Raw genomic sequence first — 15,232 nt, 5'->3', positions numbered from 1 at the left:
TTCTTTTTCTATAATAAGTGTTAATCTTCCCACGCTTTTCAAACGGCTATGAGTCTCTGTCTCAATCCCGATTGTTCGCACAAAAACACCCCCACGGATAATTTCTGTCATAAGTGCGGTTCTCAATTACTGCTCAGAGAACGTTATCGAGCGCTAAAATTAATCGGTCAAGGGGGTTTTGGTAAAACATTTCAAGCGATAGATGAGGATAAACCTTCAAAACCCTATTGTGTAATTAAACAATTTTTCCCGTCAGCGCAGGGAACAGGAACTTTACAAAAAGCAGCAGAATTATTTAAAGAAGAAGCGATTCGTTTAGATAGTTTGGGAAGATACCCACAAATCCCCGAACTTTACGCCTATTTTACCGGTAATGATGGGCGACAATATCTCGTCCAGGAATATATCGAAGGACAAAATCTCGAACAAGAATTAAAACAGGAAGGAGTATTTAACGAAGCAAAAATTAAACATCTTTTGTCAGAGATTTTACCGATTCTAGAATTTATTCATAGTAAACAAGTAATTCATCGCGACATTAAACCCGAAAATATTATTCGCAGAAAAAGCGATAATAAATTAATTTTAGTGGACTTTGGCGCAGCAAAATTTGTCAGTCCTTTAAATCGTTCCATGACGGGAACAATTATCGGTTCTGCCGAATATATTGCCCCAGAACAGGGTAATGGCAAGGCAGTTAATGCCAGTGATTTGTATAGTTTGGGTGTAACTTGCATTTATTTATTAACTGGAATATCTCCCTTTGATTTATTCGATGGGGGGGAACACCAATGGGTATGGCGACAGTGGTTGGTTAATAATCCTGTTAGTAATGATTCAGGGAATATTCTGGATAAATTAATCGAGTTTGGTACAAAAAAACGCTATCAATCCGCCTCGGAAGTGTTGCAAGCTTTGCAGATAAAAACATCAGTCTCTATACCCCAGACAACTATTCCGCAAACTCCCCCATCTATCCAGCTTAAAAGTGCCAAAGGAATCGATTATCGGAAATTAGAAGATTTATTGAAACGGCAGCAATGGAAAGAAGCGGACCAGGAAACCGAGAGAGTGATGCTACAGGCTGCCAAACGCACAAAAGAGAGATGGCTGAGAAAGGAGGATATCGATAAGTTCCCCTGCGAAGATTTGCGAACAATTGACCAATTATGGGTGAAATATAGTAACGGAAAATTTGGCTTTTCTGTGCAAGCGAAAATCTATCACGACCTCGGCGGGACGCAGGAGTATAATGATAAAATCTGGAACGGTTTCGGGGATAAAATCGGCTGGCGAGTACGAGTAGGATTTATGAAGAATAGTTGGATATACTACAAAGACGTTACTTTTGACCTAAAGGCACCCCAAGGCCACCTCCCCTTTGAAAAATGGAAAAATAATTGGAGAAGTCTCTTCTCTCGCGTCGAGACTTGCAAAATGTAACATATAAAGGTAACAGCCAATTTTTAAGCCTCGTAGGTTGGGTTGACGCAAGGAAACCCAACAAAGAGTAACCTTTGGGGTTGTTGGGTTTCGCTTAAACAATCGAATTGATCCATTTTCAACCCAGTATTGTTTCGCTCAACCCAACCTACAATAATTGCTTATATTAATTTCTGATTAATTGCCAATTCATTGCCGATACAAGAGTTAAAGCGATAACAATTCAGGCTCTTCGTTACCCTTTATGCTAAATCAACAGACAAGATGCCAAGACAACATACTTCTAACCCAAAAATTCCGAAAGTTTCTAAAGCCATAGCCTCTCCGTTTTATTAGTTTAAGTTTATTGTTGATTCCCTCGACCACCCCATTCGTTGTCCTTCGCTCGAAATAACTAATTATTTCTCCAAACCAGTTTCGGATTGTTTGACAACTCTTTGTAAAAACACTGGAGGATTTTGCCAACCATTCCGAGATGGATAGCATTCCCTCTGTCGGATTCTCTGAGGTTTCATAAATCTTTCTAAATTCTTCCTTTAATTCCTGCATCTTTTTCAAATTTGGCAAATTTTCTTTGATAGCTTCTAGTTTGATTTTTTGGGGTTCCGTTAAATCTTCTTCATTTTTTAACAGGCTATATTTACTTCGCTTTAAAACTTCTAGCTTTGCTTCTTTTTCCGCTTTCTGTTTTTTATTTTTCTGCGCTTCTACGGCTCTTTTTTCTGCGGCTCGACTGAGCATCGCCGAACGTCTTTTCTCTGTTCGTCTAACTCTTGATTAATTTGTTTCATTACATGGAATCTATCGGCGACTACCTCGGCCGATGGCATCAATTCTTTCACCAAATTTTTATAGGGCAACCAAAGATCTATGCTGACTTCTTCAATTTGCTCTAACACCTCTTTTCCCCAGCTTGTAAGCGTTTCTCTCAACTCCTCTTGTGTTCGATTCTCTAGAATAGCTATTAGTTTTCCCGTATCTAAATTTACTAAAACCGCACAGTAATTTTTTTGTCCTTTGACTAGAGCGATTTCATCAATTCCTAGTCTTTTTAATTTCGATAAATCTGGCTCTGTAATTTCTTCGGCGATGTCCTCTACCATTCTTTGAATCTCTTCTTCCGTTACGTTATTTCTTCGACTAACATTTAAAATATCTCCTTCTTTTAATTGTTCGAGTATATAGCGGTAAGCGCTTGAGTGAGATACAGACCAAGCTTTGCCTAGCATGGTTTATAGCTCGTGACACTGTACCTCATACGACTGCACACCGCTATATTCTCGGCTAGTCTTTTCGTATAGGTTCGTTTCTTGGCGACAAAATCTAACTCTTCGCTAAAGGGTTTCTGACAATTACCGCACTTAAATTGACGACGATTAACTTGTAGGTACACTGGTTGACCTGAGAGCGGTAAATCTTTGACTAAATGTCGATGATTTTGGTGGAGTTTATCGCTCTCTAACCCACAACGAGGACAGGGTGCTTTTTTATTTTTCGATTCAATTCGGAAAACTATACCGATATTTTCTAGGTGTCGATAGCCTTGAATAGAGGTTCCTTCTAGGTTCAAGAATTTGTCAAGTATCATAAGTAAAATACTCTGGTTTTTGGCTATTATATCAAATCTTAACTCAATTGTCTATCTTTTGGCATTAACCTGTTTGTGCCTTAAATCTTTCCCTGTATGGGTTTCAGCTATTTTTTAGCGTAGGTACTCTCATCGAATTTTATTTTAAGTTAATTATTTGCATAACAATTACCGAAGAGCCAAAAATTCTGTACTATCCATAGCGTGGTAAGGAATGGGATTAAAAGACAAAACAGGATAGACTTTTCTCTAGTCCGATCTATTTTGAGGGCCATGAAGGATTTATTGGCAATTTTTAGCAAGGAATTAAGCTCTTGGTTTCGGCGCTGTTGGTTAGCGATACTCTTAACCGGCAGGGTTTTTTACTTCCTATTCACGCGCAAACCCGATTGGCGCGTCACCCAAGAACAAATGGTGGCAGCTGGGCCCGCCTCACTGATTATCGCCATGATCACGGCCGCAGTGATCGGGATGATCTTTACTATCCAAGTGGCCCGGGAGTTCCAAGCTTTGGGTGCTGGCAGTATGGTGGGGGGAATTTTGGCCCTTGCTCTCGGTCGGGAACTCTGTCCGATTATGATGGCGATCGTGGTGGCTGGTCGGGTAGGATCGGCTTTTGCGGCGGAAATCGGCACCATGAAGGTGACAGAGCAGATCGACGCACTCTATATGCTCAAAACCGATCCCGTGGAATATCTGGTGCTGCCTCGTTTAATTGCCTGTTGTCTGATGGTTCCCGCTTTGAGTGTTATGGCGTTGCTGATCGGTTTAGGTAGCGGTTTGCTGGTCGGCCAAAGTTTATACGGAATTGCTAATTCAGTTTTTCTCGACTCGGTTCGCGGTTTCCTGGGTGTGGGAGATGTGCTGAGTGGACCAGTTAAAGGGGTGGTTTTTGGGGCTTTAATTGCGATTATCGGCTGTAATTGGGGTTTAACGACCGATGGCGGTGCTAAAGGAGTCGGCCAAGCTACTACCGCAGCCGTAGTCACTATGCTCTTAGCGATTTTTTTATCTAATCTGCTGATGACTTGGATTTTGTTCCAAGGCTCTGGCAATAGTTCGGTTTTGTTTGGACAGTAATTTCAGTTAAAAACGCTCATTTTCTAGCCATTGTTCTAAGTCCTCTACTGACTGAAAATCTAATAAAGCTTCTCCTAAGTTTTCTAAATTTTCTAGAGAAAGACTTTGGATATTGGCAGATAATTCGGCAGAAATGCCACCTATACGCCGATTTAATTGACGTAGAAGCAAATTGATGGCTTCTTCTTGTCTTCCTTCCCCTTTGATTTCCTGATAGATGACAGATTCCTTCATAATATCTTTCCTCAACAATTGTTGAATGATGTCTTTGTTTAATACTAATCCAGCGAGAATTGCGGTGGAGGCAGCCAGATTGCTTTGTTCTCGACTGTCGCTGATTTGTTCGATTTTTTGGGCGATTTGCCGCAGTAAATTCTCTTGCTCCTCAGCTTGAGCTAGTATAGCAAAGGGCAATAGTCCTGGTGCTTGTAATAAGGGTTGATAGGGCTGTTCCCATAGTCTAATCACCTCAAATTGATGATAAGTTTTTCCCTGTTGATAGTCATTCTGTCTGACTAGGGGCAAGGTACTCCTCCTTAGATAAATAACTACCTGATAGATAGGTTTGCCCTGATAGCGTCGATAGAGTCTTGTGGCATAATCGAGCATTCTATAGGGAATATCCTCTTTAGGGTCGGTTTGGAACTCAATATGTAAGATTAATTCTTCTGACTCTAAAAAGATTAAACTATCGGCTCTTATCGGCTCCAATGACAACTCTGAGGGTTTAATTTCGGTTAAATCTAAAGGTTTACCTAATAACCAAGTGGCTAAATCTCTCGAATATTCCAGGGCGATAAATTTACAAGTAGAATCATACATTAGTCTTGACTATATTTTACTCAAAAATGGAGATAAATAAACTAAAGCCGGGTAGGACATCCTCTCCGCTTAAATTAGCGGGTAGTTCCATAATTTCTAAGGGTTGCTGAGGACGATAAATTTCCACCTGTTGTTGTTGAGGATTAACTAGCCAACCTAATCGCAAACCACTGTGGAGATATTCCCGCATTTTAGCTTGAATTTCTGGGAGGGAATCGCTACGGGAGCGCAGTTCAATGACGAAATCGGGACAAATAGGCGGAAATTTCTCCTGTTCTTCTCGACTTAGAGCTTGCCAACGGGTTAAACTCACCCAAGCGGCATCAGGAGCGCGATCTCCCCCCTTCGGTAAACGAAAAATCGTCGCCGAACTAAAGACTTTACCCAATCCGGTTTGACGATTCCACAACCAAAGTAAACTAATAAAATCGGCCTCTCGGTTGCCGCTAATTCCCCCAACAGGTGGCATCACAATTAATTCTCCTTGGGCGTTTCTTTCCAGTTGCCAATCTGGGTTAACTTGACAGAGACGGTAAAACTGCTCATCGCTGAGATTGACTGTATCTAAGTTTAAAATCACTGCTGCCATAGCTATATTTCACCCTAGAAAACACTCTAGTCTTAATTATAGTCAATTAGATTCCCCGCCAGATCGCGATCGCACCATCCCGATCTCCAGTGACTAACCAACGACCATCTTGACTGGCAACCATTCTTAAGATGACGTTTCCCTTCAGGGTATTCAAGCGCCGACGGGTATTAACATCCCAAAATTTGACAGTTCCATCCCCGGAAGTGCTGGCCAAAACTTTGCCCCCATCCAGCAGGGCCATATCGGTAACAGCGTCATTATGGGCGAGAATAGTAGTGGTGCCGATGCCACTTTTCACTTGCCAACTGCGGATCGAACCGTCTTGACTAGCAGTACCGGCGGTATTACCATCCTTGGAAAAAAGCACCCGATAAACGGGGAATAAATTACCCGCATAGGCACGAATAAAGCGACCGGTACTCACTTTCCACAGTTTAACGAAACCATCGTAATCGGCGCTCACAATTCCTTTACCATCGGGACTAAATGCGATCGCCTGAATCGGATGATTATGGCCGCGCAGGGTTTTTAACAGTGTACCCGTCTGAAAATCCCAGAGTTTAACAGTACGATCCCAGCTACCCGTGGCCAAAATTTTGCCATCGGGAGAAATAGCGGCATCGGTAACGAGAAAAGCATGGCCAGGATAGGTCATTTCCAATTTTCCCGTGCGCGTATTCCAGCGTTGCACTTTTCCCCCCGCATCGGCAGTTACGAAAGTCTTACCATCGGGACTAAATTGGATAGCGTTAACGGTATCTCCTAGTTGCCAAGTCCTGAGAGGTTTTTGAGTTTTTAGGTCCCATTCCCTAACCGTGCCGTCAAAACTACCACTCAGCAGCAGGGAATTATCGGGACTAATGGCCAAAGCATAGATGGGATCCCGATCGGCTTTTAAAATAGTAACCCGTTCCACCATCTGCCAAGGAACGATTTCTGCTAGGGGAGACGCTTGCGGAGTGGTGGTTTTGTCTTTTTCCCGATTGACTGCACAACCCCCCGATAGCAACAGCAGCAATAATAACGATAATGTCGGTTGATAAAGGGTTATTTTCATAGAATTTTGCCGTTGTCAAAATCATCTTAAACTACTTTAAACTTGAATGGGTAAAATTTGAATAGAATAACGACAACTAGGAACAAGATAAATGACAAATTCTTGATTGGTTGTGTTGGCTTCTTCCAGAACATTCTGTAAATTTTCACCGTCAGCAATGACCCCTTTTTCATTATAGGCAATGTATTGATTTTTATATAAATCAAGCACGGTTTCACGATTTTTGTTTAACTAACTTAACATTTCTTGGGCTTGTTCTTGAGAGATTGAGTTGGTCATAATCTTTCTAGGAAGAGACGTTTTTTATTAAAAGGAAAGCATCACTAATCAGTTTATTTTTGTCAATTATAGCTTCTAGTTGCTCCGATTGATAACCACCAGCTTCGACTTCTAAAGAAGCGGCATCCAAAGCATTAAGATAAGCATCGTTTAAAGTGTCTGTTAATTCCTCATCACTTAAATAATATCCTGCTGCTTTTCGGCGTTTATTTTGGCGTTGAATTTCTCTAACACTATTGCGAATGGAGACATCCCAAGAACGAGTGGTTCGGTTTTCTGCCTGTTGTTTAATTAAATGCAGTAATAAGATAACAGCATAACTACGAATGGTGCTAATAATCGCATTTTTGCTCATATCTTCAAGGTGTTCTACAATCGCCAGTGAACCTTTAATATCACCTTTTAAGAGCAAAGCTTTTAATTCTAAAAGTTCTTCCATAATCCAATTTCTTCCCCAAAATATACCTTAATTATATCTTGCCACAAGTCTCTCTATCCCAAAGCTCATTTAAGGCCATCTTGAGCAAAAAGTTAATCATTTTTTCATCTATTTTGAGGTTTTCTGTGCTATGGTGTGGCCGTTACTCGAAGATTAGCAAAACTAATTGATTTGCGGGTATTGTAGCGGCGAATTGCATTCTATCTCTGATGTATAAATGCGATCTCCTTCTTTTAACTTTAAGCTAAAATAGATTGAGTTCGTTGTGATCGATCGATGGGAAAAAAAGAAAAACTGCTAGAAAAGGCCAAAAACTCGCCTTAAGGATTACGTTTTAGCGAATTTGAGAGTTTGCTTAATCTTTGTGGTTGGACTTTTGACCATCAAACAGGAAGTCATCACATTTGGTATTCATCCAAGAGAGTCCGTCTATCTATTCAACCGACAAAAAACGGTGAAGCGAAAGCTGATCAAGTTAAACAATTTTTAAAAATACAGGAGGAAGAAAATGAATCCAACAACCGAGGATTTTAACGGTTTTAGCATTAATATCTTCCAAGATGAGGAGGGAGATTGGATAGCATACTTAGTAGAAATTCCTAGCGTTTCCGCTTTTGCTGATAGCCCCCAAACAGCACTCAATCAATTAATTCTAGCTTGGGAAAGCGTTAAAGAAAGTTATCGTCAACATGGTGAAGAAATTCCTCATTTAGCTATGACAAAAAATTAGACAAACTGTTGTGTATTGAAACTGGGTCTTAAAAATTTTAGTACAAATGCTCGGACTTTTTTTCCCAACCCCTAACCCCAAATTCTGCTACTCAGATTCAGGTTTCTTAGGGTCTTTTTCTGGGGTATTAGCGGGGGGATTTGGGGCTATTGTCGCAATTTGGGCGGCCATTCTTGTCATTGCTTGACCTTGGGCGAATTCCTGCTGTAGTTGTTCGCTAGAAGAAACCAAACGACTTAAACCCTGAATTAAGCGGATAATTTCCTGTCGCAGTTGCGGATTACCAGTAATTTCATCCACATCCGAGGTGATTTTCTGAAGATTGGCAAAAGCGGCACGAGAGGAGTCGAGGAGTTGCTGTAGGGTGACAACAGTGGCAGGATCGGAGAGATAAGCGGTAAAATTTCCCAAATTTTCACTTAATTTAACAGCATTTGCCGAAATAGTGTTTAAATTATCGATAATTTGGCTTTTCTGCACTTCCGTCAGGATGGGATCCAAAGCAGCGAGAGTAGTTTGTAGGCGATCGCTGGTAGTTTTGATGCTATCGAGAGTAGCAATTAAACGATTTTGATTAGCTGCCAAAAAAACCCGCAGTTCTTCGGTGGTTTCTCCCACCAAAAGCAGCGTTTTTCGGGCCTCTACCAGGGTAGCGTCTAAATTTCTCAGGCCGCCACTTCCCTGTAAACTTCTCAGTAAAGTAGTCGCTTCCTGACTCAATCCCCCGACACCAGAAAGATCACTAGAAAGGCGATCGAGGGAACCGGATACTTGCGGTAAGGATTCTAGGGATCTCATCCCCGAATTAACTTTACCTAGAGTACCGCTGCGACGAACCTCGCTTAAAGCGGTGGTTGCCTCACCACTAAAGCGATCGAGTCCCCCCAAGGCATTGGCAGCGCGTTGGGTAAAGGAACGAAATCCGGCTACCATATCGGGATCACTAACTAGATTAGAAATTCTCAGTAAAGATCTGATCAGGGTATTGACATTTAGCGCCGATTGACCTTGTAAACGGGAACCGTTACAGATAATCACCTCCCCATTGCAGTTAGGACTCAAAGGGGGTTCTTTAACACCACCGACGGGTAAAGCTTGCAGGGGAGTAATATCGATCGTGGTTTCACCCACTAAACCGGATTGAATGGCTTCGATGAGGGAATTACTGGGAATTAGGCGATCTGCTGGCGAAATCTCCACTTCTACGGCGACTCCCTCCGGTTCTGGGGTAATTGCCGTCACTTGCCCGATTCTCACTCCCCGATAACCGACGCGGGTTCCCACCATCATGCCACCCACATTAGGAAAAAGGAAGCTGGCGCGATAACTGCGTCCCCCGAAGCTAAAATTACTTAACCAGGCGATAAACCAGATTAATATTCCCCCCGATGTCAGTAACATTAAACCGATACCACTTTGCCTGAGAGTTGGGGAAATCCCTCGTTGTGAACCGCCAGCTTCCATAAATAATTACTCCTCATCTCTACACAGTATCTTACAGGAGAAATCGGGGGATTTCAGCGATCAGTGATCAGTGATCAGTGATCAGTTATCAGTTATCAGTGATCAGATGCGAGTTAAGCTAAGACGCATCTTAACCGCCTATCCTTAGATTAGCTGAATTTCCCCCGACCCTCCCGATGTCGGGGGGGGGCAGGGGGTTTGGGGGTTGGGGGGGGTCTTGCAAGAGTGCCTCTTGCCTCGTCTCAACAAGCAATTTAAATGCGCGGGCAGCTTATCAGTTCACTGATTACTGTTTACTGTTTACTGATCACTGAATTGGTCCGTCGATACTGCCGGTAAAAAATTGCTTGAGTACGGGGATTTCCGAGTGATAAGCCTCTTGAGTCGGCCCAACCCATTGAAATTGACCTTTATAGAGAAAAACGATGCGATCGGTGGTATTTTCGATGGTGCTGTGGACGTGGGTGACAATGAGATGGGCCCCACAGGCTTTTTTTACTTTGAGAAGTTCCATAATTACCGTCTGGATGCGGGTAGAAGCGACGGGATCCAGTCCGGCAGTGGGTTCATCGTAAAGGAGAATGTTCGCTCGATCGGCGGCGATCGAGGGATCGCTGATAATTGCTCTGGCTAAACTGACGCGTTTTCGCATCCCTCCGGATATTTCAGAGGGATAGAGGTCGTAGGAACCAGTCATACCCACTAAATCCAGTTTTTCTTCCACTAAATCGCGAATTTCGGCTCGTTTTAGCTTTGAGTGGCGATAGAGAGCAAAACCGACATTTTCCCCGACGGTGAGGGAGTCAAAAAGGGCCGATTGCTGGAAAACTAGACCAACACCGAGGGGATCTTCCCCCTGTTCTACGGTTCTCTGGCGTTTTGTGCCGTAGATGTACACTTCTCCTCGATCGGGGGCCAGTAATCCGGCGACTAAGCGCAAAATCGTCGATTTTCCCGTCCCGGACGGACCGATCACGCCGATCGCTTCCCCTTCGTACACTTTCAGATCGACGTTATTTAAGATTACTTTCTTGCCGAAAGCTTTGGTTACTCCCCTTAATTCGACGATCGGTTCGCGCATCACCATCTAGAATATCTTTACAAAAATGCCCTTTTATTGTAGGGCAATGACCCGATCTTTCTTTTTTTTCTTTTCTGGTTTCATGGTTCGCGATTCTATCTGTATTTCGGGAATCTCTCGCAATTCTTCGGCATCTAAACGATATTGTTCGCAGACAAGACTGAGACGAATACCAGAACAGCTAACGGGATTAACTGAATGGGTGAGATCTCCTTGAAAGAGGATCAAGGTGTTAGTACAAGGACGAATCTGGGCCACGGAACGATTGCCTGTTGCTAGTACCAGTTCCCCCCCTTGAATATCTTTAGGAACCTGCACATAAAGGACGCTAACTAGGAGCGGGGGATCGATAGTTTTACAATAGGAGCGCAGGGAGCGATCGATATGGGGATCGACGCGTGAACCGGTTTGTAGGAGTAAGGGGTTAAGATAAAAAGCGTTGCAGTCAGCTTGTAAACTGCGATCAAGATAGGGTTTAAAATAGGGAAACATTCGTGCGACTTCGCTGATTTGTGTGCGTCGAAAAGCGATGGAAAAGCCTTTGGTTTTAACGAAATCTCGATTTAAATTGTTAACTGTGAAGTGGGGACAAGCGAGAATCTGTCCTTGTAGTTCGCTCAGGTAACTGGGAGTGAAAGCATCGGGATATTGGGAATAGTAAGGCACGGATAGAATCGGAACGAGATAGCAATCTTTATGATAGCTTGTTCCTAGTAGAGATGGGGATAATTTCGATAGCAGCTATTCAATTAGCTTTTTTTTCTCAAAGTCCGATAATCTGCTCAAGGAAATTTTTAATAAGCTTGATGCTCTCTAATTCTAGGGTTTGCTCATCTAGCCATCGATTATCTTGTAGGGAAACTTGTCGGGCTTTACCTGTTCTTAATATACTACTAATACTGGATATAATTGCTTTCTTTTCACCTGCTGGTTTTTTAAAATCTTCGAGATCATTTTTAGTTAACTGATTCCTGTCAATACTTTCTATGTAGGCTTGAGAAAGATTGAGTAAATCAGGATAAGGCCGATTCAAGTCTGAATTGCATCACTGTCTGATCTACCTTTATAGAATACCTCATTGGGGGTCTGATAGTCAAGACATTTTCGAGGACGATTGTTAATTAAGTTTACGGCTCTTTCCACCTCCTCTGGCTTAAGGATTTTAAAATTCGTTCTCTTGGGGAAAAATTGTCTTAACAGTCCATTGGTATGCTCATTTAATCCCCTCTCCCACGAATGATAAGGAGTAGCAAAATAAAAATCTGCTCCTAGTTTCTGACTCAACTCTTGATGTCCACAAAATTCTTTGCCGTTGTCACAAGTAAAGGTTTTTCTTTTGTCAGGGTGAATCTCTTGGAAAAGTTTTTCTGTGACTCTATTGATTTCCGATGCGGTTTTGTTTTTGGCTAATTCTGCTACTAAAAATTTCGAGGCTTTGTCCACATGAGTAACGAGAACTCCTAGATGATTGCCTCCAATCATTGTGTCACTTTCCCAATGACCGATTTCAGTTTTCTGGTCAGCAATTGCTGGTCGCTTGCTGATATCTACACGCCCTGAAATCCCTCCACGCTTACTTTTTGCTCCATTTCGACTCTTTCTTTTTCCTCGTCCTTGACGTAGGTATTCTTGATATTTTCCACAGTCTCGATAGTTCTGATAGATCATTTGATAGATGGTTTCATGACTGAGCGATTCTTGACCAGCTTTTTTCAGACGACCTGCTATTTGTTCGGGACTATGATAATTTTTCAATCCTTCTTTCACCAACTCTAAGGCCGACTCGCTGACATTTTAAAAGGGTTGTTTGGCATTTTTTTGGCGCTTCTCGCTTTCAGCTTGTGCTGTGTCAGGTAGATATCAGCCCAGGGAACTTTGATTCCTTCTTAATTCTCGCTCTGGTCGTGCTTTGATGACATCCGAGCCAGACGGCCATTTGCCGTTGAGATAAATTTCCCTCCTGACTAAGTTGGTAGAGCAAGTTTCTTTGTTCTATGTTAAGATGTTGAGGGCTTCGTTTTTGGGTCTGATTTGTTTTTGTTAATGATCAGACAGTACCTGATGAGCCTTTCTTTGTCAACTCTTGAGGTTGATGCGTTTCATTTTTGAATTGGCGAATTTTAATTGTTTTCTCGCCTCAGAAGCCGTCAGTCGAGTATAAGCAATCGGGTTATTAAATGTTGGATTTTGTTGTGCGTATGACTCGGCTATTTTTCTTAAAGACTCGGCAGCTTCTGGTTGTTTCTCTTCCCATTTTTTCGTTCCACTGTGAGTTGACTGTCGCCCAACACATATTATTCCGCTTCTTTGTTCTTCTATTCCCAATTTGACTTTTCTTCGCCCCCAACCCAAGATTTTTTCCGTTTTTATGACATTCCCTTCAAAATACTTTTGACAAATCCTCCCTTGAAAGGCTCACCGAAAATCCCCCGTCATCTTTTTAGCTGCAAAACATAAGTCTTCGATTTGAGAGAGGTTTCAGGCTGTATCTTCTAGCATAGACACCATTTTTTTTCTTTCCTACTTGCCATTTCCCCTATTTTAATCTATCAGGTATCTTCTTGATCAGAAATCACCTTATTACCAGATTAAAAAAGTTAGACTATGAAATTTGCTAGGTTTTCCGAAGTTCAATTAACCGAAAATTTGCCAGAATCTAATTTTTATCGTGGCAGTCACGCGATTATCGTGGATTATTGTCCTCGAGCCGAAAGCCAAAAGGATGGCTATGTTTTAGAAGTGTTAAATAATCAGGGAAAAGCCTATACAGTTATCGCTGTAGAAGCTTCCAAGATTGAATCGATTCAAAATCTTAAACAGGATGAATTTCAAATTATATAATTCTGTTATTCTTCGCTGTGATTTCCTAGAAAACTGAGGTTCAAGAAGCGTAACCCACCATCCTTGTTTTTGTGTATGTCCCCCTTTTAGTATTTGTGGTGATTTAAAGGCATTTGACCACACCAGAGGTACGCTATTTTTTGAGATTGCCCGTATTTTAAAAGCCAAACAACCCCAGGCAGCGGGGAGCAAAAAGCCGACGGCTGACGGTTGATAGCTCTTTATTGCTAACTGGACCGACGATGATCTATTCTGGATCCTAGCCTGACTTGCCAATCCCCACCGCCAAAAAAGAATAATGTACTGCGATTACCTGGTTCAAATCCTCACCGCACGCGTCTATGATGTCGCCCAAGAAACCCCCTTGGAATTTGCCCCCAATCTCTCCCAACGCTTGCACAATCAGCTTTTACTCAAGCGTGAGGATATGCAGTCGGTTTTCTCTTTTAAACTGCGCGGCGCATACAACAAAATGGCGTATTTGTCAAGGGATTTGTTACAAAAAGGTGTAATTGCTGCCTCGGCGGGAAATCATGCTCAGGGAGTCGCTTTGGGGGCGCGGCAATTGGGAACCCAAGCGATTATCGTTATGCCTGTCACCACTCCCCAAGTCAAAATCGACGCAGTAAAAGCCCGGGGGGGGATTGTCGTCCTGCACGGTGACACCTACGATGATTCATACACCTACGCGCGGCAGTTAGAAGCGGAAAAAGGCTTAACTTTTATCCATCCCTTCGATGATCCGGAGGTAATCGCCGGCCAGGGTACGATCGGTATGGAAATTTTACGACAATATCAGCAACCGATCGAGGCCATTTTTGTCGCTATTGGTGGCGGTGGCTTAATATCAGGTATTGCCGCCTATGTCAAGCGTTTACGCCCAGAAATTAAAATTATCGGGGTGGAACCTGTGGACTCAGACGCGATGAATCAATCCCTAAAAGCCGGTTATCGGGTGCGTTTGTCTCAAGTGGGATTATTTGCCGACGGGGTGGCGGTGCGCGAGGTGGGAGAGGAGACTTTTCGTCTCTGTCAGCAGTATGTGGACGAGATTATCCTAGTGGATACGGATGATATCTGTGCGGCGATTAAGGATGTTTTTCAAGATACACGCTCGATTTTAGAACCTGCGGGGGCGTTAGCGGTAGCAGGAGCGAAAGCTTATGTAGAAAGAGAAGGAATTGAGGATAAAACCCTCGTTGCTGTGGCTTGTGGGGCGAATATGAACTTTGATCGTCTGCGGTTTGTGGCGGAAAGGGCCGAATTAGGGGAACGGCGCGAGGCGTTGTATGCTGTGACTATTCCCGAACAACCGGGCAGTTTACGGCGTTTTTGCGAATGTGTCGGCAAACGCAATTTAACCGAATTTAGTTATCGCATTGCCGATGAAAAAGAAGCGCATATTTTTGTCGGCGCCCAGATCGAAAATCGCAGCGATGCCAAGAAATTAGCCGAGAGTTTTGAAGCTTGCGGCTTTAAAACCCTCGATATTAGCGATGATGAATTGACTAAATTGCATCTGCGCCACATGGTGGGAGGGCGATCGCATTTAGCCGAGCATGAATTATTTTATCGCTTCGAGTTTCCCGAACGACCAGGGGCTTTAATGAAATTTGTCGCCTCCATGAGTCCCCACTGGAATATCAGCGTTTTCCATTATCGCAATAACGGGGCCGATTACGGGCGCATCGTCGTGGGCATACAGGTCCCCCCCGATGAAATGAATCAATGGCAAGCTTTTCTCGATACTCTCGGCTATCGCTATTGGGATGAAAGTCAAAACCGGGCCTATCAGTTATTTTTAGGTTAAATCGCC

14 protein-coding genes and 5 pseudogenes are annotated in these 15,232 nt (G+C 42.9%); 7 read left to right on the top strand and 12 right to left on the bottom strand.

Annotation, left to right across the window (positions count from 1 at the left end):
* Nucleotides 1–48 precede the first annotated feature (48 nt).
* Nucleotides 49–1,443: a serine/threonine-protein kinase gene (locus N0824_RS08445; RefSeq protein WP_108936428.1), complete on the top strand. Its 1,395-nt coding sequence runs from the start codon at nt 49–51 to the stop codon at nt 1,441–1,443.
* Nucleotides 1,444–1,695: 252 nt separating this feature from the next.
* Here N0824_RS08445 and N0824_RS08440 read toward each other — a convergent pair.
* Nucleotides 1,696–3,031: pseudogene (locus N0824_RS08440) on the bottom strand (ISL3 family transposase).
* A 273-nt stretch (nt 3,032–3,304) separates the two neighbouring features.
* Between N0824_RS08440 and N0824_RS08435 the strand changes: the two are divergent.
* The gene (locus N0824_RS08435) at nt 3,305–4,111 is read left to right on the top strand and encodes an MlaE family lipid ABC transporter permease subunit (RefSeq protein WP_108936427.1); all 807 of its coding nucleotides are present in this window, start codon (nt 3,305–3,307) and stop codon (nt 4,109–4,111) included.
* Between the two features lie 6 nt (nt 4,112–4,117).
* Here the strand turns inward: N0824_RS08435 and N0824_RS08430 are convergent, their stop codons facing one another.
* The 5 genes and pseudogenes from N0824_RS08430 to N0824_RS08410 all read right to left on the bottom strand — a co-directional run bounded on the left by N0824_RS08430 (nt 4,118) and on the right by N0824_RS08410 (nt 7,300).
* Nucleotides 4,118–4,933, bottom strand: coding sequence for a DUF4351 domain-containing protein (locus N0824_RS08430; RefSeq protein ID WP_002750702.1), 816 nt, complete (start codon nt 4,931–4,933; stop codon nt 4,118–4,120).
* 16 nt (nt 4,934–4,949) lie between these two features.
* A complete protein-coding gene (locus N0824_RS08425; protein WP_108936426.1) occupies nt 4,950–5,522 on the bottom strand; it encodes a Uma2 family endonuclease in 573 nt (190 codons plus the stop codon).
* 46 nt (nt 5,523–5,568) lie between these two features.
* Entirely contained in the window at nt 5,569–6,582 is a 1,014-nt protein-coding gene (locus N0824_RS08420; protein ID WP_108936425.1) for a WD40 repeat domain-containing protein, read from the bottom strand.
* A gap of 36 nt (nt 6,583–6,618) precedes the next feature.
* A pseudogene (locus N0824_RS08415) lies at nt 6,619–6,861 on the bottom strand (DUF5678 domain-containing protein).
* 7 nt (nt 6,862–6,868) lie between these two features.
* Nucleotides 6,869–7,300 (bottom strand): DUF29 family protein, encoded by a 432-nt coding sequence (locus tag N0824_RS08410; RefSeq protein WP_108936424.1) that lies wholly within the window; start codon nt 7,298–7,300, stop codon nt 6,869–6,871.
* Between the two features lie 348 nt (nt 7,301–7,648).
* On the opposite strand from N0824_RS08410, the pseudogene N0824_RS08405 reads away from it, so the two are divergent.
* Nucleotides 7,649–7,834: pseudogene (locus tag N0824_RS08405) on the top strand (type II toxin-antitoxin system HicA family toxin); the annotation flags it as partial.
* Nucleotides 7,809–8,030, top strand: a complete 222-nt coding sequence (locus tag N0824_RS08400; RefSeq protein WP_108936423.1) for a type II toxin-antitoxin system HicB family antitoxin — start codon at nt 7,809–7,811, stop codon at nt 8,028–8,030. The pseudogene N0824_RS08405 and the gene N0824_RS08400, both read left to right, overlap by 26 nt.
* Before the next feature lie 87 nt (nt 8,031–8,117).
* Here N0824_RS08400 and N0824_RS08395 read toward each other — a convergent pair whose 3' ends face one another.
* From N0824_RS08395 to N0824_RS08370, 6 genes and pseudogenes are all read right to left on the bottom strand, one after another.
* The gene (locus N0824_RS08395; protein WP_108936422.1) at nt 8,118–9,494 is read right to left on the bottom strand and encodes an MlaD family protein; all 1,377 of its coding nucleotides are present in this window, start codon (nt 9,492–9,494) and stop codon (nt 8,118–8,120) included.
* Between the two features lie 307 nt (nt 9,495–9,801).
* Nucleotides 9,802–10,581, bottom strand: a complete 780-nt coding sequence (locus N0824_RS08390; protein ID WP_108936421.1) for an ABC transporter ATP-binding protein — start codon at nt 10,579–10,581, stop codon at nt 9,802–9,804.
* 27 nt (nt 10,582–10,608) lie between these two features.
* On the bottom strand, nt 10,609–11,241 hold the full coding sequence (locus N0824_RS08385) for a 2OG-Fe(II) oxygenase (RefSeq protein ID WP_002798217.1): 633 nt from the start codon (nt 11,239–11,241) through the stop codon (nt 10,609–10,611).
* 97 nt (nt 11,242–11,338) lie between these two features.
* Complete coding sequence (locus N0824_RS08380; RefSeq protein WP_233256390.1) at nt 11,339–11,608, bottom strand: hypothetical protein; 270 nt, start codon at nt 11,606–11,608, stop codon at nt 11,339–11,341.
* A pseudogene (locus N0824_RS08375) lies at nt 11,605–12,571 on the bottom strand (IS30 family transposase). The gene N0824_RS08380 and the pseudogene N0824_RS08375 overlap by 4 nt, the downstream one beginning before the upstream one ends.
* 80 nt (nt 12,572–12,651) lie before the next feature.
* On the bottom strand, nt 12,652–12,900 hold the full coding sequence (locus N0824_RS08370) for a hypothetical protein (RefSeq protein ID WP_233256389.1): 249 nt from the start codon (nt 12,898–12,900) through the stop codon (nt 12,652–12,654).
* 279 nt (nt 12,901–13,179) lie between these two features.
* Between N0824_RS08370 and N0824_RS08365 the strand changes: the two genes are divergently transcribed.
* From N0824_RS08365 to ilvA, 3 genes and pseudogenes are all read left to right on the top strand, one after another.
* Nucleotides 13,180–13,416 carry a DUF4926 domain-containing protein gene (locus N0824_RS08365; RefSeq protein ID WP_108936420.1) on the top strand — a complete coding sequence of 79 codons (237 nt, stop codon included), beginning with the start codon at nt 13,180–13,182 and terminating at the stop codon, nt 13,414–13,416.
* A 76-nt stretch (nt 13,417–13,492) separates the two neighbouring features.
* Nucleotides 13,493–13,597 (top strand): annotated as a pseudogene (locus N0824_RS08360) (DNA cytosine methyltransferase); the annotation flags it as partial.
* A gap of 117 nt (nt 13,598–13,714) precedes the next feature.
* The gene (gene ilvA, locus N0824_RS08355) at nt 13,715–15,226 is read left to right on the top strand and encodes a threonine ammonia-lyase, biosynthetic (RefSeq protein WP_002742782.1); all 1,512 of its coding nucleotides are present in this window, start codon (nt 13,715–13,717) and stop codon (nt 15,224–15,226) included.
* The last annotated feature ends 6 nt before the right edge of the window (nt 15,227–15,232 follow it).

Origin of the sequence: Microcystis sp. 0824, from assembly GCF_003112475.1 — a bacterium.
Lineage (GTDB): Bacteria > Cyanobacteriota > Cyanobacteriia > Cyanobacteriales > Microcystaceae > Microcystis > Microcystis aeruginosa_C.
The sequence above is the reverse complement of the archived record's forward strand: the minus strand, read 5'-3'. Positions and strand labels throughout refer to the sequence as shown.

Coding starts and splice junctions, on each gene's coding strand:
- N0824_RS08445 (WP_108936428.1), top strand. CDS start 49: ATGAGTCTCTGTCTCAATCCCGATTGTTCGCACAAAAACACCCCCACG.
- N0824_RS08435 (WP_108936427.1), top strand. CDS start 3,305: ATGAAGGATTTATTGGCAATTTTTAGCAAGGAATTAAGCTCTTGGTTT.
- N0824_RS08430 (WP_002750702.1), bottom strand. CDS start 4,933: ATGTATGATTCTACTTGTAAATTTATCGCCCTGGAATATTCGAGAGAT.
- N0824_RS08425 (WP_108936426.1), bottom strand. CDS start 5,522: ATGGCAGCAGTGATTTTAAACTTAGATACAGTCAATCTCAGCGATGAG.
- N0824_RS08420 (WP_108936425.1), bottom strand. CDS start 6,582: ATGAAAATAACCCTTTATCAACCGACATTATCGTTATTATTGCTGCTG.
- N0824_RS08410 (WP_108936424.1), bottom strand. CDS start 7,300: ATGGAAGAACTTTTAGAATTAAAAGCTTTGCTCTTAAAAGGTGATATT.
- N0824_RS08400 (WP_108936423.1), top strand. CDS start 7,809: ATGAATCCAACAACCGAGGATTTTAACGGTTTTAGCATTAATATCTTC.
- N0824_RS08395 (WP_108936422.1), bottom strand. CDS start 9,494: ATGGAAGCTGGCGGTTCACAACGAGGGATTTCCCCAACTCTCAGGCAA.
- N0824_RS08390 (WP_108936421.1), bottom strand. CDS start 10,581: ATGGTGATGCGCGAACCGATCGTCGAATTAAGGGGAGTAACCAAAGCT.
- N0824_RS08365 (WP_108936420.1), top strand. CDS start 13,180: ATGAAATTTGCTAGGTTTTCCGAAGTTCAATTAACCGAAAATTTGCCA.
- ilvA (WP_002742782.1), top strand. CDS start 13,715: ATGTACTGCGATTACCTGGTTCAAATCCTCACCGCACGCGTCTATGAT.